This window comes from Effusibacillus consociatus (assembly GCF_042652925.1).
GTDB classification, from domain to species: domain Bacteria; phylum Bacillota; class Bacilli; order Tumebacillales; family Effusibacillaceae; genus Effusibacillus; species Effusibacillus consociatus.
In genome coordinates, this window is record NZ_JBHSHC010000101.1 from 1 (window position 1) to 23,609 (window position 23,609).

Consider the following 23,609-nt stretch of genomic DNA (forward strand, 5'->3'; position numbering starts at 1 on the left):
AAAAGGAATTCCGCTTGGTGAGATTTTGTTCAGAATTTTAATTCAGTACGTAGTTTTTAAACAGACTCTATTATAGCAAAAAGCCCAACACAAGGTCGGACTTTTTCGATGACTTTCATCTTGCAATATCAAGTTGGTTTTGTTGGTTGACAGTCTGTAATCTCTTGATGTCTAACCGAATCAATAACGACACAAATAGCGCCACGATAAACAACCCGACAAACACATACAAAGTCCCGATATAGCTTTTGGTCGTGTCTCTTACCCAAGCTGCAAAAATCGGACCGGCAAGACCGGCCGCTGACCACGCTGTGAGGACGTAACCGTGAATCGCTCCCAACTGTTTCGTTCCGAACAGATCTCCGATATAGGCGGGAATCGAAGCAAAACCGCCGCCATAGCACGTCAGAATTAAGAAAAGAAGGAGTTGGAACAAAAGAGCGTTTGTCGATTGCGGGATCAGGAAATACGCGACAATCTGAAGAACGAAAAATGTTGTATAAGTATTGGGTCTTCCGATGTAATCGGAGAACGAAGCCCATCCGATTCGTCCCAGCCCATTAAACAGCCCCAACAAGCCAACCATGGTTGCCGCAGCAAGCGGGGTCATCTTGGCAATTTCTTGTGCCATCGGAGAGGCAACGGAGAGAATCGCGATTCCGCAGGTGACGTTAATAAACAACATAATCCACAAGTACCAGAAGCGCCTTGTTTTAACCGCTTCATTGGCTGTTAATTGGGAAAGATCCTGCTGAATCTTTTTCTCTCCTGAATCCACTTTTTCCTTAAAACCGGCAGGCATCCATCCTTCAGGCGGCGCAGAGAGGTATTGTGCCGACCCAAACATGACGATAAAATATACGATTCCCAGGATCAAGAATGTGCTGGCAATGCCAACCGACTCAATCAAACGCGCCATAATCGGACTGCTGATCATTGCCGCAAATCCAAAGCCCATAATCGCAAGACCGGTCGCAAGGCCCCTTCTGTCAGGAAACCATTTCACCAGCGAAGAAACCGGTGTGATATAACCCACACCAAGGCCGATTCCGCCAAGAACACCATAAAACAGATATAAAAATGGAAGAGAGCCAAGTTTCACCGCCAAACCGGCACCCAGCATACCGATTCCGAAAAAGAACGCCGAGAGCATACCTGATTTTCGGGGGCCATGTTTCTCCACGAAATGACCCAGGAAAGCTGCGGATAATCCAAGAAACAGAATGGCAAGACTGAAGGTTAGTGAGACTTGTTTTGTATTCCATCCGAATTGTTTGATCAAAGGCTTGGTAAACACGCTCCATGCATAAACTGAACCGATAGAGATGTGGATCCCAACGGCCGCAGCCGCGATGAGCCAGCGGTTTTTGACTTTTTGCACCGTCTTTTCAACCCCTTTTTCACATTATGACTTTTCTGTCAGATCCGTTTTTAAAGAAGCGGAAGTCCGATTTGACTGCAGTCATCCACCACCTACTTTCAAAAAAGATGAGCCAGGATAGAAACGTACTCCCCCAAAATAAAAACCGGCACAAAACAAACTCTTGGGCGAACCAGAGATTGTTTCATGCCGGATAATACCCCTACAATACTTATAGCAGTATCAACCTAGCAACCGTTTTCATCAATAGTCAATAAGCGAGACTCACTAAATGACCATTTAAATTAATTTTACAATTAGTTCTCAAATTTGTCAAAGATGTTGAAAATGTAAGGATCATTACAAAAAAGCTATATGCAAAATCAAGGATCAGCTTATATAATACTCCCAAAATAAAAGAGTTCGGGAGGTGGTCGGTATGAAATTCACTGAAAGAGTAACCAAAGCCATTATGTTTTTTGAATGGTTACTAGCAGGGATCATTATTGTAGCTGTTATAGGCGAAGGTACTATGCTTGTTTTTAAACTGGTTGATTATATTGTCGCAAGAGAACTGACGGAGAAGTTTCAAGTGTTTCTTTCGAATGCACTCCTGTATATAATCGGACTGGAAGTAGCACTGATGCTAATCAAGCATGATTCGATGCTCATCATCGATATCATGATTTATGCGGTCGCTCGTAAGATGATCATTCAAAATGTGGCCATCTGGGAGATACTGATCGGCGTAATTGCAATCCTTATCTTATACTACCTCAAATGTTATGGGGTAAGCTGTCGTTTCTTCCCTCCCCTGCGAAAAGATCGCGAACAAAAAGATGGTGAACAATAAAAAAATTTCAGATCACTAAATGGCGCGTGATGGGTATTCTAATAGCCCCGGCAAGCAAAACAAACATAAGACCAACCGGGAAAACGGCTGGTCCTAAGAAAGAAGCAAAAGATCCCCATGTTTTCGGCACCGTTAACGACCGATAAATTCGCCTTTTTCACTCCGTCCTCTACAGAAATTTTAGAAATACGTTGTGGTGCTAAAACGCCAAGGAAAGTTCCTCCCAATTTGAGTCTGCAATTTTTGTAACCTGTTCAGGATAATGTCTCAATCTGAACGGCACACGCTTTGTATTCTCCTGTACCCGCCTGCTTATCAACAGCATGAATCGTGAGAATATTGGTCGGTACGTCGCTCCAATGAAATGACATGAAGACTGTACCCGGCGGAACCATATCTGTCACTTTTGCCCGGACTCGCACCTCTCCCCGACGGCTGAACACACGCAACCAATCATCTGACTGCACGCCTATTTTTGCGGCATCGGCAGGGTTGATATCGCAAGTCTCATAACTTTGCCGCGGCAGTCCTTCTCTTGCATAGCGAGCAGTCATATTCCCTGTATTATAACTTTCCCGCCGGCGTCCGGTTGTAAGCATGAACGGATACTCGTCATCCGGCAATTCCGCAGGTTCTTGATGATGAACCAACTTGAACAGGGCCGGGCGGCCGGTAAAGACCGGTTCTTGGAAACGGGTATGCAACACTTTGGTACCCGGGTGATCCAATGTCGGGCAAGGGTATTGAATCCCCTTTTTATCCAGACGCTCATAGGTTATCCCGCCATAGTTCCAATCCACGAGTTCACGGATCTCGTTCCAGATCTCTTCAGCGTTCTCATAATGCATCGGATATCCCATGCGAGCAGAAAGCTCACATAAAATTCGCCAATCTTCTTTGACGCCTTCCAAAGGTTCAATCAATCTGCGAACCCGCTGGATATGACGGTCAGAGTTGGTGAATGTCCCATCCGATTCGGCCCAGGAGGCTGCAGGCAGGATTACATCCGCATAATCAGTTGTCTCAGTGTGGAATATCTCCTGCACAACGACAAATTCCAATTGTTCAAAAGCTTTTCGGGTATGCCCCATATCAATGTCCGACTTGATGGGATTCTCGCCGATCACGAAGAGGGCTTTCAGTTGTTTGTTCAACATGGCGTCGATCATTTGTGTCAGGTTATACCCAGGGATGCCATTGAGCTTCTTGCCCCACCGTTTCTCAAATTTCGCCAATGATCCGGGATCGTTGACCTTTTGCAAGCCGGGAAATACGTGCGGCAAGCAGCCCATATCTCCCCCGCCCTGCACGTTGTTTTGTCCGCGCAAGGGGTTGAGCCCGGCACCTTTTTTGCCGAGATTTCCGGTTAAGAAGCAGAGGTTTGAGAGGGCGTAGACATTGTCGACTCCGTATGTGTGCTCCGTAATCCCGAGTGTCCAGGCAATCGTGGCCGCTCTTGCTTTCGCGTACAGATGGGCCGCCTCGCGAATCTTCTCAGCCGGTACGCCCGAGATGTGCTCAGCGTACTCCAGGGTATACGGCTCCACGAATTTTTTCAATTCGTCGAATCCGCTCGTTTTGTGCTCCACAAACGCCTTATCGTACAACTCTTCATCTATGATCACTTTTGCCATGGCGTTGTATACCGCAATATCGGTGCCCACGCGAATTTGCAAATGCAGCACGGCAAAATCAACCAGTTCAATTTTGCGAGGATCCACCACGATCAACTTCATTCCCCGCTTGACACCTTTTTTGATTTTGTTGCCGATAATAGGATGCGCTTCAGTCGTATTGGAGCCAGTCAGAATCATTACTTCAGGATCCGCATTCTCAAACTCTTCCAGAGAATTCGTGGATGCCCCCACGCCCAATGTGTTCACCAAACTGGTGACAGAGGGAGCGTGTCAAGTACGGTTGCAGGAGTCGATATTGTTCGACCCAATGGCCGCCCGCATGAATTTTTGATAGATAAAATTGGCTTCATTCGTCTGCCGGGAAGAGGCGAACATACCGACCGCTTCCGGTCCGTGACGTTCGATGATCTCTCCCATGCGCTCAGCGATATAGTCATACGCTTCATCCCATGTCACAGGAATCAGCTCACCGTTTCGTCTGATCATCGGGCTTTTCAACCGATCAGAGTGCGATACATACCCGTATGCAAACGCCCCTTTGATGCACGTCTCCCCCTTTGATACCGGAGACGTAAAGTCACCTTGAATTGACAAGATGCGATTGTCCTGAACTTTCACATTCAATCCGCACCCCGTCCCGCAATAAGAACAAATGGTACGTACGTGTTGCTCGGAAACTGCCATACGATCTCCTCCTACCTTTTTTCGCGTGCCTCGTATTCGTTACGCGAGACCAAAGCGCCAGTCGGACAGACATGTACACAGTTGCTGCAAAAAACGCAGGTCGAATCAAAGAGCGTCGAATCACCGCCTGTCGCAATCATTGCGTCAAATCCCCGCCCAGCGACCGTAAGCGCCAATGCGAACTGTGCCTGATCCCCGCATGCCTGCACACATCGGTTGCAAGTGATGCACTTCGAATAATCCCGGACAAAAAACGGATTGTCCTCTTTCACCTCATAATCCAACTTGCGAAAGCCCTCAAATCGCTCAGGCTGAGTCCCATACAGTTCGCCAAACTCATTCAGGGAATGCGCTTGCGAAGGATCAATGGCCGATTGCAGCATCTCTACGACCATTTTTCTTGAATGCCGCACACGTTCCGAATCCGTGAACACTTTCATGCCGTTTTCCGCGAGTCTGGCGCAAGAAGGCACCAGTGTTCGGGCTCCTTCAATCTCCATAACGCATACACGGCACACAGCGGGCTGCTCAAAATGTTCGTGATAGCACAGCGCCGGGGTGAAGATCCCCAGGATCTCGGCTGCCTGCAACAGGGTCGTACCTTTAGAGACTGTTACTTCTTGACCATCCATTGTTAGCGTTACTTTCTCCTGCATCAGTACGCCTCCTATCTTTGATCTGCAAATAACTTGATTGCTGAGAGGACCGGACTGGATGCCGTCTGCCCCAAACCACAAATCGATGCGTCTTTCATGACTTGAGAAATCTCCAAGAGCAGTTCGTAGTCCCCCTCTTGACGCTCTCCCCTGGCAATTCGCTCGACCAGCGTATACTGCCGATCACACCCTATTCGGCAGGGAACGCACTTGCCGCAAGATTCATGCTTGAAAAACTTGGCGAATCTCCTTGTTACTTCCCACATGTCAACCGTCTCGTCAAACACGATGATCGCCCCGGAACCGAGCGTGCATCCGATATTTCGATAGGATGCATAGTCCAGCGGCACATCCAACTGGTCCGGCGTTACATATGAGGCGGCCGCACCGCCCACCATGACCGCCTGCAGTTGCTTTCCATTTTTAATGCCGCCCGCATAGTCCTCCAACAATGTCCGCAATGTCACGCCAAACGGCACTTCGTATACACCGGGGCGATTCACGTGACCCGAGATCGAGAACAGCTTGTGCCCAGTCGAACCCGGTACTCCGAGAGACGCATACCAAGCACCGCCATGACGTAAAATCGGCAAGATATTGTAAAAAGTCTCTACATTATTGATAACAGTGGGCTTTCCGAACAGGCCATGCGTGACTGGAAAGGGAGGCTTGTTACGGGGTTCGCCGCGTTTCCCTTCGATCGACTCCATCAGTGCGGTTTCTTCTCCGCAAATGTACGCACCTGCACCACGGCGAACTTCTATGTCAAACGAGAATCCGCTTCCCAAGATGTTCTCACCGAGGAAGCCTTGCGCCTGTGACTTCTTGATCGCGTGCGTAATACGGGCAATCGAAAGCGGGTACTCTCCGCGGATGTAGACAAAGCCTTTAGTCGCTCCAACCGCGTATCCGGCGATCAGCATCGTCTCGATCAACCGAAAAGGGTCTTCTTCCATCAACTTGCGATCTTTGAATGTGCCAATCTCCGATTCGTCTGCGTTACAAATCACATACTTTTGATCCGCTTGCTCTTTGTAAACCGCTTCCCACTTAATTCCTGTAGGGAATCCGGCACCGCCGCGCCCTTGAATTTTGGACGCTTTCACCTCTTCGATGATCGCCGGCCGCGACATCGCAAGCGCTTTCTGAAAGACCTCAAAACCGCCGTGCGCCAAGTAATCTTCCAGACTGCCAGGGTCGACTGCGCCGCAGTTATTGAGCAGAATCTGCATACCACATCCTCCTTACCCATTCCCGTGCAGTCTCACAGGTCAAATTGCCATGGACCTCTTGATCGATAAGCATCGCGGGGGCTTTTTCACACACTCCCAAACAAGGCATAACCTTGATCGTGAACATGCCATCTTTCGTAGTTTCTCCTCGCTTAATTCCCAGTTCTTCTTCTAGGACGGCGAGAATGTCAGATGATCCTCCGAGAAAGCAGGAAACGTCGTCACATACCCGAATAAAATGCTTACCTTCACGATTGGTAGACAACAGTTCGTAGAATGTCGCTACCCCATAGATGTCGGAAAAAGGGACCTTATTTCGTTCACTCATATACTTCATCGCTTCTTCCGGAATCCATCCGCACGCATCCTGTACCGCGTGCAAAAGCGGCAGTATCAGGTCTCGTCCGATTCGCCCGTAGGCTGACAGTACTTCATCAACGGCTGCCCGGGCTTGAGCGGTCTCTTCATCTGTGGCCTTTTCCAAGAAAGGCTGGAACTTCATGCTTATCCCTCCAGCGTGCTTAGTATTATTGAGTCTTTTGCAAATTTCTGCTCCTTTTGCCACAAAGCTGCTTCAAGGATATAAGGCGGTTTCATAAAAAAACCACCGCAAAATCCTCTTTTCCACCAAATAAAAAAGAGGATTTCACGGCGGTTAGTCTTTAGCAGGGTCGCTACCAAGTGCCAACTGCCCTATTTATCAACTCGAAATTTATTTTCGATATCCTGATCAAACACAAAAATGGACATCCCAAAATCTCTTTCGATATCTATATCCACAAACAAATCAACAAACTTGGCTCCAAGCAGTTCTTCCATTTCGACAGGCGGGTTCTTTTTATACATGTCTTTCACCATTTCGGTTCTGGCAGACCGAAGGACTTGCTTTCCTTCATCAGCACTGGCGATAAATTTCTCCACGGCTGTCAGATTGCCTTCCATTTCACAAATCGCCCAGTTCTTGCAAAACGTTGTGGTAACTTTGGTTGGCCCCCGTCCCATATGCCGTTTGCGAAAAGCTCGAACCAAATTGCTGAACTCCGCTTCATGTTTGTTCATAACGTCAACCCTTATTACTGCCCATTTGAGTCTGTAAGATTTATTATATAATGAAAACGCAAACATCACAACACCGGTTCAAGCGGACTATTTTCAAACAGAGAACTTTGCGTGCGATTTCATTGAACAGAGCTTCTTTCCTTTTCACTTCCCAGATTCACCTCTGTTTAATTTAGTATACTAATTAACAAATCGAAATTAAGATTTCTAATTCTGTCCAAATGAGTATAAATGAAAAACGCCCGAGTCTCTCAGGCGTTTTTAATCTCTTCTTTTTTGGGTTCAACTTTTGACAGGCTTGGTTCCGGCTTCGACTCTGCCGCCGCAGAAGCTTGCTTTTCTTCTTTATCATCCATCAACCCTTTGGTTGCATCTTTAAATTCACGCAGCGTGCGTCCGAAAGCTCGTCCGAGTTCCGGAAGTTTGCTTGGTCCAAAGACAATCAACGCAATGATGAGTATGAGAATCAGACCTGGAATTCCTATCTGTTGAAACATTACGCTACCTCCAAACGTTTAATGGCAGTGAATATTCATAAACAGATCTTGTCTATCCACATTATATAGTATTCACTCGTCAATGAACAGCTATTAGCCCAAATAGCTGGGCCTTTCGATTTCTTTACGGAGATAGGCGATCTCTTCTTTATAACGTCCTTCCGGCGTTTCCAGAATCAATGGAAGATCTTTCAGGAGATCATGGTGGACGATGCGCATCAACGCTTCTCCGCCAATCGATCCCAATCCGATATTCTCATGACGGTCCTTGCGGGAGTTAAACGGAGTTTTTGAATCATTGATATGGAACACTTTTAACCGTTCTAACCCGATAATGTCATCGAATTTTTGCATCACACCGTCAAAATCATTCACAATATCGTACCCGTAAGAATACAAGTGACAGGTATCCCCGCATACGCCCAGCCGGTCTTGATGCTTCACCAGGGAAATAATTTCGGCAATTTCTTCAAAACTGTTTCCCACTTTCGAACCGTCCCCGGCCATGGTTTCCAAACAGACATAGACATCCTCGTCACCTGTCAAGATCTCATTCAAACCTTCCGTGATACGCTTTATGCCGTAATCAGTCCCTTGCCCCACATGAGCTCCAGGGTGAAACACCACATATTTTATGCCAAGATAGGACGTACGCCGTATATCCTCCCGCAGCAGCTCAACCCCATACTCCCAAGTGTCCTGAACAGGGGAAGCAAGATTAATCAAATAAGGGGCATGTACAACCGGATCGAGAATCCCGTGTCTCCCCATAATTTCTTTTGCTTCGTCCCGATTGAAATCCTCAATCGGCCTTGCCTTGCCGCCGCGGTTAGAGCGGGTATACATCATGAACGTGTTTGCGTTATAAGAAACGGTTTCTTCAACAGCAGCCAGCATCCCTGTCTTTGCAATCGAAACATTCGCGCCAATTTTCATCTCTATCACCATGGGCAAAAAATTTGAGTCGTGCCTCAAGCACGACTCACGTTCTGACAAAATTACATTACATCAGACAATTTGTCGAGCAGATCCTTTTTGGACATATAACCGACAAGTGTCTTCACAACTTCACCGTTTTTAAAAACGAGCATCGTCGGGATCGACATGATTCCAAACTTTTGAGAAGCAGCCGGGTTTTCATCCACGTTCAATTTCGCAATCGTGATTTTGTCCTGGTTTTCAGCTGCCACTTCATCCAGGATGGGAGCCAGCATCTTGCAGGGACCGCACCACTCTGCCCAAAAGTCCACCAGAACCGGCTTGTCAGATTGAATCGTTTGCTCGAATGTTTGATCGGTTACTTTTAGAACTACATCTGTAGCCAATGTTGAGGACCTCCTAAGAATGGGTGATTATACAGCCACTACTTCCTTTATTTCAGGAACTGCTGCACGAATGGTGCGCTCAATCCCCATTTTGAGGGTCATTGTCGACATCGGACAACCTCCGCAAGCACCAACCATGCGGATCGTAGCGATGCCCTTTTCACCGTCAACATCAATCAGTTCAGCGTCTCCCCCGTCGGCCATCAGACCGGGGCGAATTTTATCGAGTGCGTTTTGCACGCGTTCGCGCAAATCGTCCATCAAAATCTCCTCCATACTTTTAAAATTATCGCCTGTACATTGCGTAGTATCACCATCCAACAGCAACACATTCGCAAAACCAAGCTTAACCACCTGTTGTTGCTAGTTTATGCGAAATTTGCTGGTGCGTCTGTGATGACCCTTACAAAATTATACCATACCAGATTCCTGTTGCAAGCCTTCCCAACGTATGATAATCTTTCCCTACTTAGTACTTGATCGGCGAGGGGATGCATATGCCTATAGGCCATAAAATAAGGGAATTGCGGATCAAACGCGGCCTAACCCAGAGTGATCTGGCTGACGGTATCGTAACCCCGAGTATGATAAGTTTGATCGAATCGGAACGCGCAAATCCTTCAGAAAAAGTTCTCCGGGCAATAGCAGACAGACTCGGGGTGCCTTATGAAGAGATTGTGGGCGCCGAATCGTCCGATTTGGAACAAGCTTCGATCATCTTAATAACAAAATCCATGTTGCTCGATGAGCCCCAAGCAGCAAAGACCTTCCTTCTCTCCCACATCACGAATGTATCCACCCCGGATTTGATGCACCAACTGCTGCTGGTAGACTGTCTCATCCATGAAGGAAATGCATCTAAGGCACTAGAAATACTAGGTAATTTGGAAGAACGGCATCAGCATGAAGCATCCGCCGTGTTTTCCATTTGGACAAAAATGGCTCATCTCTACAGGGAATCGGGGAATGTTGAACTGGCCTCCCATTATTGGAGGAAGGCTTTTCAGGTCTGCATGCAGGATTCTTCGTTGGAACTGCAGGATATTGTGGACTGTGTCCGACAGATGTGCCTTTTTTATTTGGAAGAAGAACGCTACGACGAAGTGTCGCAAATCCTTGCCGAATTCCGCAACCGTTTTGATGTTCCCGAAGATATCCGCAGCCTGGCCCGAAGCTATCTCAAGGCTGCGGTATCCTCACAAAAGGAAAAACGCTATCGCTTCTCGACAATGATGGCTCACCGCGCCTATACTTTATTTAAAAGCATGGAATTATTTGAGGGAATGGCCGAACTCCAGCTATACGAATCGATTATTGCCAACCGGGATTCCAATCTTCCCTTACATAAGCTGCCCAGAACGAATCATCGATTGCTCGCACAAATTTCCCTGCGTAACGGAAACCTTGAGGAAGCATTCGAGTTCACCACTCAAGCATTAAACGAAGCACAAACTTTAACTCAAAAAGCACTCGCTTTGCAAGCACTTGCCAAGATTCAAGAAGAACAGCAAAATTATGTACAAGCGGTTGAGACGATCAAACAAATGATTGCCATTTGGGAAGAGTTGGGGAGTTCTGAAAAAGTTGCACAATCCTACCGCCGTTTAAGCCATATTTTGCTAAGAGCCTCGGAAAATATATAATAATCCCATGGAAACGAGGTGAGGATTCCGTGGATACATTCGAACTTGCTCTTGCCCGCAGTCTTGTGCAAAAAGAAGCTTATACCTGGTTCCCGCCGGGTGTTCTATTCCCGGAATTGTCCCTGTTCAAATCCAATGGGGCCAGGGGAATACTGGTTCGGATCGTTCGCGGCGGAGAGATTGAATCACTTGATCAACTTTTAAAGTCTTCGTTTGATGAGGCGAAAGAAATTCTGAAAGATCATCCTTATCAAGCCATTACCGTCCTGCAGTTTATTACGTATCTATCGTCTCCCGACGAACATCTGATCCGAGTACTTTCGAATCTCGAACGACATGACACCGCACCGGATATTGCAGTGTATACGGCATGGTTTGACTTTGAAAACAAAGCCTATTCCTCCAATCTGCCCTGGTTCAGTAAAGGGATCTTACCTAAGTCCGTCATTCTGGAGGCGGCAGACCATTCTCAGGAGCCGGCAGAATTACAAGTTCTCCAGCAGGAGATTGTACAGATTCTGGAGGAACGACACGCAGAATGGCAGAATGTGTACGTTCAAACTTCTTCGAAAGCGGTCTACTCGCTGCTTGTTATCATAGTCGGAATGTATCTTTGGATGTCTTCGGTCGGATCTGTTAACAGTTATTACGTCTTGACCAAATTTGGCGCAAAAATAAATGAACGAATCGTTGCAGGTGAATATTGGCGTCTCGTCACTCCGATGTTCTTGCATCTGCACCTGCTCCATTTGATGGTGAATGCGTTTGCACTGTACTCCCTGCGCACTGCGGAATGGATTTTTGGCAGTAACCGGTTTCTGCTGATCTTTCTGGCTGCGGGCGTTTCCGGAAACGTGGCCAGCTTTGCCTTGTCGCCATACCCTGCAGTCGGTGCGTCCGGTGCAATTTTTGGAGTTTTGGGAGCCCTGTTATATTTTGGAACGCAGCGCCGGGATTTTTTTCGGCGAACGATGGGAAGCGCCATCTGGATGACTCTTGCAGTCAACCTGCTGTCTGGTTTTATGATTCCTCACATTAGCAACGAAGGACATATCGGAGGTTTGATAGGCGGTTTTCTTGCCTCGGCTGCACTAGGTCTTCCCAAAGCACCCGATCGATTGTATCAACCGGTGGCGGCAGTTGTTCTTACCTCGCTGTTGGCAATTGGGATATGGAGAGGTTTCATCTCGTAAATAAAAAGGGCTTTGCACAGATGTCACTCTCTGTGCAAAGCCCTTCTTTATCGAATGGGAAGCTGAATCGTAAATGTTGTTCCTTTCCCCTCCAAACTCTCCACGAACATGTGTCCGCGGTGGTTTTCCACAATCCTGTACGAAATCGCCAAACCTAAGCCTTGACCATGGTCTTTGGTTGTGAAGAACGGATCAAAAATCCTGGGACGGATATCATTCGGAATTACCGGCCCATTATTGAATACCGAAAGTATGATGGTCTCGTTATCCCGTATCGAACGAATCCGAATCTCTCCACCGGGTGACAGACAATCAAACGCATTCATCAATAAATTAACCATCACCTGTCGAATTTGATGCAGGTCAGCCATGATGTCCGGAAAATTCGTTTCAATATCCAGGTGGACTTGAATTTGTTTGTGTTCGGCGACAGAAGCGAATTCATTTGCCACATCGACTAACAGATCCTGGAGGGAAATGCTCTGATATTTTGGGGCAGAGGGATTGGTGAGGAGCAGAAAATCGTTCACCAGCCTGCTCACTTTGTTCACTTCGTCCAACAGAATCCTCCACGATTCTGTTCCCTGCATGTCCCCCTTTTCATACAATTGCAGAAATCCTTTTATAACGGTTAGCGGATTCAGCAGCTCATGCGCCAATCCAGCCGATAATTGCCCAATCGCTGCAAATTTCTCTGCCTGACGCAATCGTTCTTCCAGGATTCGTTTATCGGTAATATCCCGAAAGATTGAAATCGCTCCAACCACTTTTCTTTTGTCATCGATCAGAGGGGACGAGTCTACAAGCAGTGTCTTATTGCGGTAAGACAGTTCTTTCTGAAGACAGGGTTCACCTGTTTCCAGAGTCTCAATCAACGCGCTTGTATACTGGCCGGTATGGGTAAACTTGTTTCCTTTGAGAAATACATCCAAATAGGACCGACCAATCAGTTCATCGGCAGACAGGGGTTCATTTGAGAGGATGGAAATCGCGCTTTCATTGATGGAGATGATATTGCCATCTTGATCAACCGCAACGATCCCGACCAAAGCTGTTTTTACGATTTTGTCGTTAATTTCAAGCTCCATCCTGACCCACCCTGTTATAGTATCATAGCTATTATTCTACCAGTTTGCCGCAAAGATGAAAGTCTATTTTTTATGCCATCATTCGACATTCAATACATGAACAGGGAGAATTCTCAATTCTTTCGGATATGAAGTTAGCACCTCTACCCCCGTTTCCGTTACCAACACATCATCCTCGATTCGTACGCCGCCCATTCCCGGAATATACACTCCGGGCTCAATCGTAAACATCATTCCCGGTACAAGCGGTTGCTCATTGTTCCCGTGCATGGAAGGCGGTTCATGAATATCTATGCCAAGACCGTGTCCGACCCGGTGTATAAAAAATTCTCCAAATCCCGCATCCTCAATCACATCCCGTGCAGCCCGATCAATCACCCCGGCTCCCACCCCGGGCTTTACCGCCTGGATGGCCGCAGCGTTAGCCCTTCGTACCGCTTCATAGATTTCGCGCTGTTTTTCGGAGATGTCTCCAACCGCAAACGTGCGGGTGATATCGGAACAATACCCCTTCCACACAATCCCCAAATCGACCAGCACAAAGTCCCCTTTACGGATTTCCCTCGTTCCGGGTTCACCATGCGGCAGAGCACTTTTTTCTCCTGCCAGCACCATGGTCTCAAATGCCATCCGGTCGGCACCCTGTCTCTTTACAAACGATTCGATCGCCTGGACCAATTCATACTCCATTTTCCCCGGAACCATCTGGGTAACCGCAAAGGCAACCGCTTCATCGGCCAACTGTGCGGCTTGCCGCATCAAACTCAGTTCTTCGCCGTCTTTCCGCATCCGCATGGCAGTTAAACGATCTTCGACATTTGCATATTTCGCGTTGCTGAAACGGCTTTGCAGTTCTTCCAATCTGGCCACCGACATTTGCGATTTCTCAATTGCTACCTGACTGATAGCGGCCGCATCAGAATCCAATACCCCAACCAGAATATCCACGGCATTATCGGTGTCGCTGTGTGTATGTACAGGAAGCGTGCCCTCAGCTTCCGCTTTCTCCCTGTCGAGTGCCGGAACTATCAGAAACGGCGTGCCTTTTCGCGGAATAATCACGCCCATAAAACGCTCATGCGGATTGCTGTAAAATCCGCTGAGATACCTTACATTGGCAGGTGATGTAACCACTGAAACGTCAATATCTGTCTCTTCCATCCATGCCAGCAATTTTGAAATTCGAGCCGCATGAAACGACATCCGCAACACCCTTTCTGTCCCGTTCTCCCGGATTGTTCACAAGCTTTCTTATGAAAATGATATACTAATTCTGTGCAACGAGGAAGGAGATTCACCATGCCGCGCCTGCTGATCGTATTTCTTGCCACCACCAATATCTTTGCTATCCTATATGCACCGCAGCCGATGCTCCCGATGCTGGCGGAGGTATTTGCGATATCGGTACCAACTGCCAGCCTTGCAATCTCCCTGCCGATCCTATCCTTGGCACTTGCATCCTTGGGTTTGGCTCCGTTATCAGATCGTTGGGATCGAAAAAAAGGGATCCTGCTGGCGAGCTTCCTGTTAATCATTCCAAGTATTCTGCTCTGCTTCAGCCAATCTTTTACTGGGGTGCTCATCTGGAGGTTATTGCAGGGCGTGTGCATTCCAGGTGTTACGGCCTTGCTTATGGCTTATGCTGCGGAGGAATTTCCGGCTGAAGAAAGAGGCCGGGTATTGGGAACATATGTGAGCGCCACTGTAGTGGGCGGCTTGTTGGGGCGAATGATCGGCGGGATACTGGCCGATATTTTTTCATGGCAAGCACCGTTCATTGTTTTCGCGGTCGTCTCTGTGTTGGTAGCAATTATGATTTGGAAGCTGCTTCCGCCTTCTGTCCACCAATCGAAGCAGAGTTCCGAAAGCTTTCTCATCCATTTTGCCAATCCGGCTCTGGTCGGAACGTTCTTTATCGGATTCTCGCAATTTTTCGCGTTTATCGGCATCTTCACTTACATGCCTTTTCATGTGAGTCAAGAGCCATTTTTTCTTACTGCGGGTCAGATTTCCCTGCTGTTTGTCACTTTTATCTTCGGGGTGTTTTCCGCACCTGCGGCAGGTTTTCTGTCTGATCGTATCGGAAGGCGTTCCACAATGGCTCTTGGACACCTGACTGGCGGGGCAGGGATCCTGCTGACGCTTTATCCTTCCATCTTCGCTTTGATTATCGGGCTTTCCCTTATGTCAATCGGGAATTTTGCATCTCAGTCTGCGGCCACCGCCTATGTCGGGGATACAGCCGTAAGGTCTCGGGCAGCCGCAACCGCACTCTACCAATTTTTCTATTATATAGGGGGAAGTCTCGGTGCGTGGCTTCCCGGCCTTCTGTGGAACAAGTATCAATGGCATGGAGTGACTTCCTTAACCGTAGGGACCATCATTCTGGCGCTGATCAGCAATCACTATTTGGCGGGACGCACTTCATGGCAGGTCCCGCCTAGGAAACCCCTATCAAACTGAGTACCGGTCGATCCCGTCCCTGACCCCTCTTGCCAAGCGGCCTTCCGCCTCCAGCCAGTCCAGATGTCCAATCGTTTCAGATAAAATCAATGGAAGCTGGTCCTGACGATTCGGGAATAGCTGCATGGCCACCTCAAAAGCAGTCTTTTGCTTCCCCTTAAGAACCTCCAGAATGTTTTCCGCTCGCCGTTCCATGGAATCAAATCTTCGATCAATCAAATCCACATGATCATGGATCGGTTCCCCGTGTCCTGCTAATCCGACCGAGATCGGAAACTGTTTTAGCTTCTGCAGTTCCTGCCGATACTGAATCAACGACTTCACCCGTCCCTCTTCCGACTGGACGGTAGGTTCGAGAAGCGCGTTTGATGACACGTGGGCAATCAAATGATCCGCTAACAGCATAACTTCGTCAGAATCCCGATATAAAGAGAAGTGGGTTTGTGAGTGTCCGGGAGTATAGACCACTTTCCATTCGGGATGGGAAGGCAGCGTCTCTCCGTCCGCCAAGACCACGTCCACCTCACACGGATGTCCAAATCTGCGAAGGTATTGATACACCCCGATAATCTTTTGGATATACGCCTCATTTACCCCCGCCCTCTTGTAGAGCTCGAGGAAAAATCGGTTTCGCCGTTCAATAAACCATGGTTCTTCCTTTAACCAGACCGCGGTATCCGGATGAGCCAATACGGTCGCTCCCGTCTCCTTCTTCAGACGGTAGGCAAGTCCGGTATGATCTTCATGAAAGTGTGTCAGAACGACCTGCTGCAAATCGGACAAACGATAACCGGCCGCTTCAATGCCTTGCGTTAAGAGACCCCAGGATTCCTCGGTGTTTGCCCCTGTATCGACTAAAGTAAGCTTCTTTCCTTCAAGCAGATAGACGTTTACGTCCCCGATTTGAAATGGGGTGGGAATGGCAAGAGAAACTACGCCTTTGCACGGTCGTTCCAGTTGAATCATTTTTTGCATCTGGCTCCCCCCTCCTAAACTGAATGACTCTTCAGTGAAATTGTAACACAAATTGGAATCAGAATCCAAAGAAAAAGAGCCTGCATTTCCTCCTATTGGACTCTTTTACGGAACATACGCGGAATTGTGATGAAATTAGGTTAAGTCATCAGTCACAGTATCTATAGGGGACATATATATGAAGTACCAATAACCACCATGACAAATGCAGGAACAATCAATCTTTTGGGAGGCGCTACAGATCATGTTTATTCTAATCGTTATTCTACTCGCAGGTTCCTTATTATATTTTCTGCTGAAACCGCCTATCCCCGACACATCCCTGGCAAATGATATTCACGATGAAAATCCCGCCTCGAAGCAAATAGCGGATCTGTAGCTGTCAACGATAGAATTTGACATGCCTTACTATTTCGGGTAGGAGTGAATCCCATGTACGGGTCCGCTGCAATTTCCATCACCATTATTTCATTTGTACTGACGGTACTCCTCATTCTTTGGCGACCAAGAGGAATAAATGAAGCGATACCTGCAACCGTCGGAGCAATCCTTGTGCTGGTAAGCGGGAGCGTATCCTTCTCTGATCTTATGCAGATTACTGCTACCGTCAGCGGTGCCGCCATTACGATTATGGCAACAATCGTCATGGCCATTATTCTGGAGAGCTTTGGATTTTTTTACTGGGCTGCTGAAGGGTTGGCGGCCAGAGCAAAAGGTTCGGGTATACGGCTATTTTGGTATGTCAACCTGACTTGTTTTCTTATGACCCTTTTTTTCAATAATGATGGGAGCATCCTGATTACCACTCCTATATTAATTATCCTGCTCGATAGATTCGGTATAAAAAATCGTCAGAAAATACCTTATTTACTCTCTGGAGCATTAATAGCAACTGCCTCAAGCGCCCCAATAGGAGTCAGCAATATCGTCAACCTGATTTCCCTGGAAATCGTTGGAATAGATCTTTATATGCATACTCTGCTGATGTTTTTCCCATCCATGCTCGGCCTGTTGTTTCTCGTATTGCTTTTGTTTCTTTGCTTCTACCGGGAATTGCCGAAAAAACTCCCCGTTTCTTCAAGAGGAACCTGGTATTTACATGGTATTGCCGGTAATCATCCGCTGAAGCATCCATCCTCACCAATCCCATCTATCGTGAACAGAACCAGATTTATGCGGAATATTCTTCTTTTTGTCCTGGCGGTACGCGTCAGTCTTTTTGTGGCGTCCTACTTGGGGATTCCCATTGAGTTGGTAGCGATTCTGGGGTCAGGACTGCTGCTCGGTTGGAGATGGGTTTATTTTAAAATATCTCCGGCCGACATGCTGAAAAAAACACCTTGGCACGTCCTTGTCTTTGCCTTCAGCATGTATGTCATCATCTACGGCTTGAACAACATCGGTCTGACCAACTGGCTGGTCACTTTCTTTCAACCTCTTGTTTCGGGAAACTTGCTTAATGCCAGCTTAATGATGGGCGGACTGCTTACCGTGATGTCCACATTGTTCAATAATCATCCTGCCCTGATGATCGGTACGCTAACTTTAACCCACATGGGATTGGATCCACTTACATTAAGGATCGCCTATCTTGCCAATGTGATTGGCAGCGATATAGGTGCTCTGCTTCTTCCTGTCGGAACTTTGGCATCATTAATTTGGATGCACATCCTTAAGCAATCGAATGTAAAAATAAATTGGAAGGATTATATGCGGGTTACTTTTATTATCATACCGCCAACGTTGTTGTTTACTCTGGTCTGCTTGTATTACTGGGTCAATTGGATTTTCTAAAGGGAATGGATCGAATAGGGAGGCGTTTCCATTGAATTTGTTGATCGGATCATACATCGGTATGGTTGTGGATATCGAAATATCAGGAGATAAAAAACATCTGGGAACGGTCATTGATATCGGTTCTGATTTAATCGTGATCTGTACTAACAACAAATACTTATACATTCCAATTACACATATACAACGTATAGAACTCAGTCCGAATCAATCAGACCAGTCTCTCCCCCCATCACAGAGTCTGCTAAAAAATAAGGAACAAATATCTTTTCCACAAATGTTAAATCACGCAAAGGGCGGATTCGTAGAGATTTTTGTAACTGGCAACCAGTCCTTATACGGATTTATTATCAACGTTCTGGACGACTATCTGGTTTTTGATTCGCTCGGCTATAAAACAATTTTGATTCCGCTTTATCATCTGAAGTGGTTAAGTCCATGCCCGCCCAATGGGCAAGGTACCCCTGTTCAGCCGTCAGGTTCCGTCCTGTCCCGCACATTGGAAGAACAACTAAAAAGATCTGAAGGAAAAATTGTGATTTTGGATATGGGAAGTTCAGCCAATAAAATAGGACTCATGAAAAAAATCGAAAATCGTGTGATGGAATTAGAAATGTTTAACGGTAAAAAAGTGTATTGGAATCTGCATCATATCAAAACCGTACAATTTCCTGAGTAGATAAAGAAAACCCGAGACGATGTCTCGGGCTTTTATTTCTCCACCTTTATTCAGCCATTTTCTCAGGCAGCAAGAGTGACAATTCCGGCCAGACCACGATTATTGCCAGAACCAAGATCATCAAAATAATAAATGGTGTTACACCTTTGACGACTTCCTCCAACTTGGCACGTGAGATCCCGCTTACTACAAACAGGTTCAGGCCAACAGGAGGTGTCACCATCCCGAGTTCCATGTTCACTGTCATGATAATTGCAAAATGGAAGGGATCAATTCCAAGCAGCTTGAGAATCGGCAGGAAGATGGGCAATGTAATCAGGATAATTGATGTCGGTTCAAGGAACATCCCCATAATAAAGAACAGAATGTTGGCCGCAATCAGGAATGTCCACTTGTTTGTTTCACTTTCCATGATCCATCTCGCTATGTCCTGCGGTACCTGAGCGTTTGTAAGATAGAGTCCGAACACGGTTGCGGCTGCGATAATCAAGAAAATCATGGAGCTTGTATTCACCGTTTCCTTCAGAATCTCCCTGGTATCGCGCAGTTTGATTTGTTTATAAACAAATACCGCTACGATCAAGGAATAGAAACAGGAAATTACGGAAGCTTCGGTAGGTGTCGCGACACCCAAATAGATTGTACCGAGAATCAGAATAGGCATAAAAGCTGCCGGAATCGCCTTAAAGCTTAGAACAAACCGCTCATTCCAGCTTGCTTTAGGTAAACGTCCGAAGTTTTTAATCTTCGCGTAGGTAATTGCAACGAAGACGAGTACTCCTGTCAAGAACAAGCCCGGCAATACACCCGCCATAAACAGTTTACCAATCGAGATCTCTGCTACAGTACCGTATACAATGAGAGGAATCGAAGGAGGTATCAATATCCCTAAGGTCCCGGAAGCTGCAACCAGTCCCATTGCATAACGCTTACTATACCCGGCTTCAATCATCCCGGGAATCATAATGGCTCCAATCGCAGCTGCCGTTGCCGGACTGGAACCCGAGATAGCAGCAAAAACGGCGCATGCCAAAATGGTTACAACTGATAAACCTCCTGCAAAATGGCCGATCCATGCCCGCAGCGCGTCAATCAATGCCTTCGAAATCCCTCCGCGGGACATAAGCACGCCTGCCAGAACAAATCCCGGGATTGCCATCAAAGTCGGTGCATCCAAGGAAGCAAACATCTTCTGGGGAAGCGTATTCAAATTGTATCCGCTGTCAAGCAAAGCCACCCCGGCGGATATCACCAGCGAAATTGCGACGGGAACCCGCAGGAAGAGAAGCAGGAAGAAAATTATAAATACCATCCATTCCATCCTACTTCACCTCCCCTTTCAGGTTTGCTGCCAATTTTTCCACGAAGCGGAATGCCAGCATCAAACCGCTGATCGGAAGCACCAAGTAAACGATCCAGAGTGGAATTCCTACATCTGTCGATCTCTGATCCAATTGGATATACATATTTAACAAATTACTTCCAAATACGATAAACAACGCACAAAACAGAATTCCCAATAAGTTCGAGAAAATGTTAAAAATTCGCTTTACAAGAGGAGGAACACGATCATACAGAATATCCACCTGAATATGATGACCTTCACGCAGTGCTACTGCAGCTCCAGTAAGAGTTCCCCAGACCACAAGATATTTTGAGATCTCCTCCACCCATGCCTGCGGATTGTTAATCACATAACGCATCACAACCCCGTAAAAAATCAGCCCTAAGCCGACAACTATCAAAGTACCTGACAGATAATCTTCAAATCTGGCATACCGCTCACGCCATCCAGCCATGATTGCTGCTTACCCCCTTGCATCTGTTTGAAAAAGGCACTCTTCCGCTTGGGAAAAGTGCCTCCCATTTCTGAATCAATCTTGATGGTTAGAGCTTTTTAACACCGTCAATCAAGTCTTTGCCGACAACCTTTTCAAACTCGTTGTAAACAGATTCCATCTGCTTTACAAACTTTTCACGCGCTTCAGGAGTCAGGTTGATAATTTCAAGTTTCTTGCTGTTCTTCAGGTTCTCGAATGATTTTTTATCCAATTCTACTGCAAGCTTACGCTCAAATTCGGTTGCTTCTTTCATAGCCGCGTCAAATGCGGTTTTAATGTCCTGCGGAAGCTTGTCATACCATTGCTTGTTTACCAACACTACATAGTCAAGGCGGCCATGTTCGGAAGTAAGAAGATACTTTTGAACTTCAGCATATTTTTGAGTGTCCATGTTGTTAAATGTGTTTTCCTGACCGTCGACCGTTTTCTGTTGAAGGGCTGTGTAGGTTTCACCGAATGGAATGGTTGCCGCTCCCGCCCCAAGCGCCTTGAACTGAGCTTCCAGCACTTTGCCGGCTTGTGTACGGAATTTCTGGCCTTTAAAGTCTTCCGGTTTTGCAATCGGTTTGTTGGAAGTGAAATGTTTGAAACCGTTTTCCCACATTGCAATTCCTTTAATATTTTTGCTGTCGAGCGAGTTCATCAGCTTATTACCGAGTTCCCCGTCCCAGAACTTGATTACCGCCTCCCGGTTTTTGAAGAGGAACGGCATGTCAACAATCTGGAACTGTGGATTTAAACCTACAAGTTTGGTAACGGAAGGAGCGATAATTTGCACGTTGCCTAATTGAAGGTTCTCCAATTCATCTTTATCGCCGTACAACTGTGAAGAAGGGTAGGTTTCCACCTTCACCTTACCTCCGGTTTTTTGTTCCATCAGCTCTTTAAACTTATCTGCCGCTTTCCCTTTCGGGCTGTCAGCGGTTGTAACGTGCGAGAATTTGATTACGAGGGGTTTTTCTTTTGAATATTGCTCTCCCCCACTACTAGACGGCTTGCTGCTTCCGCATCCTGCAGTTGCAAGCAAAGCGCTCGACAAGACAAGCATAGAAAGCGCTTTCATCGACTTCGGAAATTTCATTTCACATTGCCCCCTTATAAACTCTTAATTGTTTAAAATGTCTCAACAAGACTTTACAAAACAATTTTAAAAGTTTAAATAATTTGGCCATATAATTCTTTTTGGTCTTTTTGGTCTCGGCATATAGAAAAAATGCCCCTTCCATCAAAGGAAGAGGCGTGTTAAATCAAGTATTCGTCGAACTTATACAGTGATCTCTTTTGTCTTTAAGGAACTCGTCTCTCCAGAAGCTGCTTCAGAAGAGCTTTCTGCTTCCACACCAAACTCTTTTTCCGATTTGGCGACAACCACAGTCGCAACACCGTTACCAATCAAATTCGTAATTGCACGAGCTTCCGACATGAAGCGGTCAACGCCTAACAACAGCGCCATTCCTTCGACCGGAACCATCGGGAATGCTGCAAGAGTAGCGGCGAGTGTAACGAATCCGGATCCGGTTACCCCTGCTGCACCTTTCGATGTAATCATCAAGACACCCAGGAGTGTCAACTGTTGTCCGATTGACAAATCGATACCATAGGCTTGTGCGATGAACAGTGCAGCCATCGACAGATAGATTGAAGTACCGTCCAGGTTAAACGAATATCCGGTTGGAAGTACAAGACCTACCGTAGACTTGGAACAGCCGTATTTTTGCAATTTGTCCATCATTCTGGGCAGCGCAGACTCGGATGAAGAAGTACCTACTACAAGGAAGATTTCTTCCTTAATGTAAGCGATAAACTTTAGGATTGAGAATCCGTACATTCTTGCGATTGCACCAAGTACCAGGAAGATAAACAGAGCCATTGTGATGTAAACTGAACCCATTAACTTACCCAGGAAGAACAAGGAACCGATGCCGAACTTGCCAATTGTATAAGACATGGCACCAAATGCTGCGATCGGTGAAACCTTCATGATCATGTCGACCATTTTGAAGATCGCTTCCGTGATTCTTTCAAACAGATTGAGCACCGGCTTGGAACGATCACCCATACTTGCCAAGGCAACACCAAACATAACGGCTACGAACAGCACCGGGAGAAGCTCGCCTTTTGTCAACGCACCGAGGAAGTTATCCGGAATGATGCTCTGGATGAAGCCCATCACACCATGACTTGACTCTGCGGCTTGTTTTGTGTATTGGGCGACTTGACTCGCTTTCGCTTCGGTAGCGTTTACACCCTCACCAGGCTTGATAAAGTTTGCAACGAAAATGCCGATCGCCAATGCGAAAGTCGTTACAATTTCAAAGTAAAGCAGCGCTTTGCCGCCAACCCGTCCGAGCTTCTTCATGTCGCCCATGCTTGCAATGCCGTGCACCACAGTGAGGAAGATAATCGGCGGAATCACCATCTTGATTAACTTAATGAAAATGTCTGCCAGAACTTTCAATTCAGTTGCATATTTCGGAAAAAACTGGCCAAATAAAATACCTAAGATGATTGCGACGACAACTTGAGTTGTAAGACTTCTAAAATTTAATTTCATCTTTGTACCTCCTTGTATAGTAAGAGCAGCTGCCAATTTGGTTCACATAAAACCAGGCTGGAGTTGCTCTTTTAAA

23 protein-coding genes and 1 pseudogene are annotated in these 23,609 nt (G+C 46.7%); 6 read left to right on the forward strand and 18 right to left on the reverse strand.

Annotated features, from left to right (window positions below; genetic code table 11):
• Positions 1-115: 115 nt before the first annotated feature.
• Complete coding sequence (locus tag ACFO8Q_RS13555; protein WP_380026350.1) at positions 116-1,381, reverse strand: L-lactate MFS transporter; 1,266 nt, start codon at positions 1,379-1,381, stop codon at positions 116-118.
• Positions 1,382-1,799: 418 nt separating this feature from the next.
• Between ACFO8Q_RS13555 and ACFO8Q_RS13560 the strand changes: the two genes are divergently transcribed.
• On the forward strand, positions 1,800-2,213 hold the full coding sequence (locus ACFO8Q_RS13560) for a hypothetical protein (RefSeq protein WP_380026351.1): 414 nt from the start codon (positions 1,800-1,802) through the stop codon (positions 2,211-2,213).
• A 46-nt stretch (positions 2,214-2,259) separates the two neighbouring features.
• On the opposite strand, the pseudogene ACFO8Q_RS13565 reads toward ACFO8Q_RS13560, so the two are convergent.
• The 10 genes and pseudogenes from ACFO8Q_RS13565 to ACFO8Q_RS13610 form a co-directional block, all read right to left on the reverse strand.
• Positions 2,260-2,346: pseudogene (locus ACFO8Q_RS13565) on the reverse strand (formate/nitrite transporter family protein); the annotation flags it as partial.
• Positions 2,347-2,467: 121 nt separating this feature from the next.
• Positions 2,468-4,534 carry a formate dehydrogenase subunit alpha gene (gene fdhF / locus ACFO8Q_RS13570; RefSeq protein ID WP_380026352.1) on the reverse strand — a complete coding sequence of 689 codons (2,067 nt, stop codon included), beginning with the start codon at positions 4,532-4,534 and terminating at the stop codon, positions 2,468-2,470.
• 11 nt (positions 4,535-4,545) lie between these two features.
• Positions 4,546-5,190: a 2Fe-2S iron-sulfur cluster-binding protein gene (locus tag ACFO8Q_RS13575; RefSeq protein ID WP_380026353.1), complete on the reverse strand. Its 645-nt coding sequence runs from the start codon at positions 5,188-5,190 to the stop codon at positions 4,546-4,548.
• 11 nt (positions 5,191-5,201) lie between these two features.
• A complete protein-coding gene (gene nuoF, locus ACFO8Q_RS13580; RefSeq protein ID WP_380026354.1) occupies positions 5,202-6,422 on the reverse strand; it encodes an NADH-quinone oxidoreductase subunit NuoF in 1,221 nt (406 codons plus the stop codon).
• Positions 6,403-6,924, reverse strand: coding sequence for an NADH-quinone oxidoreductase subunit NuoE (nuoE, locus tag ACFO8Q_RS13585; RefSeq protein WP_380026355.1), 522 nt, complete (start codon positions 6,922-6,924; stop codon positions 6,403-6,405). The genes nuoF and nuoE overlap by 20 nt, the downstream gene beginning before the upstream one ends.
• Positions 6,925-7,115: 191 nt before the next feature.
• Positions 7,116-7,481, reverse strand: a complete 366-nt coding sequence (locus tag ACFO8Q_RS13590; RefSeq protein WP_380026356.1) for a Na-translocating system protein MpsC family protein — start codon at positions 7,479-7,481, stop codon at positions 7,116-7,118.
• 251 nt (positions 7,482-7,732) lie between these two features.
• Entirely contained in the window at positions 7,733-7,978 is a 246-nt protein-coding gene (tatA, locus tag ACFO8Q_RS13595; protein ID WP_380026357.1) for a twin-arginine translocase TatA/TatE family subunit, read from the reverse strand.
• Positions 7,979-8,071: 93 nt separating this feature from the next.
• On the reverse strand, positions 8,072-8,914 hold the full coding sequence (locus ACFO8Q_RS13600; protein ID WP_380026358.1) for a deoxyribonuclease IV: 843 nt from the start codon (positions 8,912-8,914) through the stop codon (positions 8,072-8,074).
• A 62-nt stretch (positions 8,915-8,976) separates the two neighbouring features.
• Positions 8,977-9,303: a thioredoxin gene (gene trxA / locus ACFO8Q_RS13605; RefSeq protein ID WP_380026359.1), complete on the reverse strand. Its 327-nt coding sequence runs from the start codon at positions 9,301-9,303 to the stop codon at positions 8,977-8,979.
• Between the two features lie 27 nt (positions 9,304-9,330).
• Positions 9,331-9,564, reverse strand: a complete 234-nt coding sequence (locus ACFO8Q_RS13610; protein WP_465251890.1) for a NifU family protein — start codon at positions 9,562-9,564, stop codon at positions 9,331-9,333.
• Positions 9,565-9,800: 236 nt separating this feature from the next.
• Between ACFO8Q_RS13610 and ACFO8Q_RS13615 the strand changes: the two genes are divergently transcribed.
• Positions 9,801-10,946 carry a helix-turn-helix domain-containing protein gene (locus ACFO8Q_RS13615; protein ID WP_380026360.1) on the forward strand — a complete coding sequence of 382 codons (1,146 nt, stop codon included), beginning with the start codon at positions 9,801-9,803 and terminating at the stop codon, positions 10,944-10,946.
• Positions 10,947-10,975: 29 nt separating this feature from the next.
• A complete protein-coding gene (locus ACFO8Q_RS13620) occupies positions 10,976-12,139 on the forward strand; it encodes a rhomboid family intramembrane serine protease (RefSeq protein ID WP_380026361.1) in 1,164 nt (387 codons plus the stop codon).
• A gap of 47 nt (positions 12,140-12,186) precedes the next feature.
• Here the strand turns inward: ACFO8Q_RS13620 and ACFO8Q_RS13625 are convergent, their stop codons facing one another.
• The gene (locus tag ACFO8Q_RS13625) at positions 12,187-13,227 is read right to left on the reverse strand and encodes an ATP-binding protein (protein ID WP_380026362.1); all 1,041 of its coding nucleotides are present in this window, start codon (positions 13,225-13,227) and stop codon (positions 12,187-12,189) included.
• Between the two features lie 78 nt (positions 13,228-13,305).
• A complete protein-coding gene (locus ACFO8Q_RS13630) occupies positions 13,306-14,430 on the reverse strand; it encodes a M24 family metallopeptidase (protein ID WP_380026363.1) in 1,125 nt (374 codons plus the stop codon).
• 96 nt (positions 14,431-14,526) lie between these two features.
• On the opposite strand from ACFO8Q_RS13630, the gene ACFO8Q_RS13635 reads away from it, so the two are divergent.
• Positions 14,527-15,690 (forward strand): MFS transporter, encoded by a 1,164-nt coding sequence (locus tag ACFO8Q_RS13635; protein ID WP_380026364.1) that lies wholly within the window; start codon positions 14,527-14,529, stop codon positions 15,688-15,690.
• On the opposite strand, the gene ACFO8Q_RS13640 is transcribed toward ACFO8Q_RS13635, so the two are convergent.
• Positions 15,682-16,665 carry an MBL fold metallo-hydrolase gene (locus tag ACFO8Q_RS13640; protein ID WP_380026365.1) on the reverse strand — a complete coding sequence of 328 codons (984 nt, stop codon included), beginning with the start codon at positions 16,663-16,665 and terminating at the stop codon, positions 15,682-15,684. The genes ACFO8Q_RS13635 and ACFO8Q_RS13640 overlap by 9 nt on opposite strands.
• A 432-nt stretch (positions 16,666-17,097) precedes the next feature.
• On the opposite strand from ACFO8Q_RS13640, the gene ACFO8Q_RS13645 reads away from it, so the two are divergent.
• Positions 17,098-18,459, forward strand: coding sequence for an arsenic transporter (locus ACFO8Q_RS13645; RefSeq protein WP_380026366.1), 1,362 nt, complete (start codon positions 17,098-17,100; stop codon positions 18,457-18,459).
• Between the two features lie 31 nt (positions 18,460-18,490).
• Positions 18,491-19,138: a DUF2642 domain-containing protein gene (locus tag ACFO8Q_RS13650; RefSeq protein WP_380026367.1), complete on the forward strand. Its 648-nt coding sequence runs from the start codon at positions 18,491-18,493 to the stop codon at positions 19,136-19,138.
• A 46-nt stretch (positions 19,139-19,184) separates the two neighbouring features.
• Here the strand turns inward: ACFO8Q_RS13650 and ACFO8Q_RS13655 are convergent, their stop codons facing one another.
• From ACFO8Q_RS13655 to ACFO8Q_RS13670, 4 genes are all read right to left on the reverse strand, one after another.
• Positions 19,185-20,459, reverse strand: a complete 1,275-nt coding sequence (locus tag ACFO8Q_RS13655) for a TRAP transporter large permease (RefSeq protein WP_380026368.1) — start codon at positions 20,457-20,459, stop codon at positions 19,185-19,187.
• A 1-nt stretch (position 20,460) separates the two neighbouring features.
• Positions 20,461-20,937, reverse strand: coding sequence for a TRAP transporter small permease (locus ACFO8Q_RS13660; RefSeq protein WP_380026369.1), 477 nt, complete (start codon positions 20,935-20,937; stop codon positions 20,461-20,463).
• A gap of 88 nt (positions 20,938-21,025) precedes the next feature.
• Positions 21,026-22,060 (reverse strand): DctP family TRAP transporter solute-binding subunit, encoded by a 1,035-nt coding sequence (locus ACFO8Q_RS13665; RefSeq protein WP_380026370.1) that lies wholly within the window; start codon positions 22,058-22,060, stop codon positions 21,026-21,028.
• A gap of 183 nt (positions 22,061-22,243) precedes the next feature.
• Positions 22,244-23,533, reverse strand: coding sequence for a dicarboxylate/amino acid:cation symporter (locus tag ACFO8Q_RS13670; RefSeq protein ID WP_380026371.1), 1,290 nt, complete (start codon positions 23,531-23,533; stop codon positions 22,244-22,246).
• Positions 23,534-23,609 lie beyond the last annotated feature (76 nt).

What these genes read in the sequence shown, in the direction of transcription:
- ACFO8Q_RS13600 (WP_380026358.1), bottom strand. Translation starts at nt 8,914, where the DNA reads ATGAAAATTGGCGCGAATGTTTCGATTGCAAAGACAGGGATGCTGGCT.
- ACFO8Q_RS13575 (WP_380026353.1), bottom strand. Translation starts at nt 5,190, where the DNA reads ATGCAGGAGAAAGTAACGCTAACAATGGATGGTCAAGAAGTAACAGTC.
- ACFO8Q_RS13645 (WP_380026366.1), top strand. Translation starts at nt 17,098, where the DNA reads ATGTACGGGTCCGCTGCAATTTCCATCACCATTATTTCATTTGTACTG.
- ACFO8Q_RS13560 (WP_380026351.1), top strand. Translation starts at nt 1,800, where the DNA reads ATGAAATTCACTGAAAGAGTAACCAAAGCCATTATGTTTTTTGAATGG.
- nuoE (WP_380026355.1), bottom strand. Translation starts at nt 6,924, where the DNA reads ATGAAGTTCCAGCCTTTCTTGGAAAAGGCCACAGATGAAGAGACCGCT.
- ACFO8Q_RS13630 (WP_380026363.1), bottom strand. Translation starts at nt 14,430, where the DNA reads ATGTCGTTTCATGCGGCTCGAATTTCAAAATTGCTGGCATGGATGGAA.
- ACFO8Q_RS13610 (WP_465251890.1), bottom strand. Translation starts at nt 9,564, where the DNA reads ATGGACGATTTGCGCGAACGCGTGCAAAACGCACTCGATAAAATTCGC.
- ACFO8Q_RS13615 (WP_380026360.1), top strand. Translation starts at nt 9,801, where the DNA reads ATGCCTATAGGCCATAAAATAAGGGAATTGCGGATCAAACGCGGCCTA.
- ACFO8Q_RS13590 (WP_380026356.1), bottom strand. Translation starts at nt 7,481, where the DNA reads ATGAACAAACATGAAGCGGAGTTCAGCAATTTGGTTCGAGCTTTTCGC.
- ACFO8Q_RS13670 (WP_380026371.1), bottom strand. Translation starts at nt 23,533, where the DNA reads ATGAAATTAAATTTTAGAAGTCTTACAACTCAAGTTGTCGTCGCAATC.
- ACFO8Q_RS13640 (WP_380026365.1), bottom strand. Translation starts at nt 16,665, where the DNA reads ATGCAAAAAATGATTCAACTGGAACGACCGTGCAAAGGCGTAGTTTCT.
- tatA (WP_380026357.1), bottom strand. Translation starts at nt 7,978, where the DNA reads ATGTTTCAACAGATAGGAATTCCAGGTCTGATTCTCATACTCATCATT.
- ACFO8Q_RS13625 (WP_380026362.1), bottom strand. Translation starts at nt 13,227, where the DNA reads ATGGAGCTTGAAATTAACGACAAAATCGTAAAAACAGCTTTGGTCGGG.
- ACFO8Q_RS13635 (WP_380026364.1), top strand. Translation starts at nt 14,527, where the DNA reads ATGCCGCGCCTGCTGATCGTATTTCTTGCCACCACCAATATCTTTGCT.
- ACFO8Q_RS13660 (WP_380026369.1), bottom strand. Translation starts at nt 20,937, where the DNA reads ATGGCTGGATGGCGTGAGCGGTATGCCAGATTTGAAGATTATCTGTCA.
- ACFO8Q_RS13655 (WP_380026368.1), bottom strand. Translation starts at nt 20,459, where the DNA reads ATGGAATGGATGGTATTTATAATTTTCTTCCTGCTTCTCTTCCTGCGG.
- nuoF (WP_380026354.1), bottom strand. Translation starts at nt 6,422, where the DNA reads ATGCAGATTCTGCTCAATAACTGCGGCGCAGTCGACCCTGGCAGTCTG.
- ACFO8Q_RS13665 (WP_380026370.1), bottom strand. Translation starts at nt 22,060, where the DNA reads ATGAAATTTCCGAAGTCGATGAAAGCGCTTTCTATGCTTGTCTTGTCG.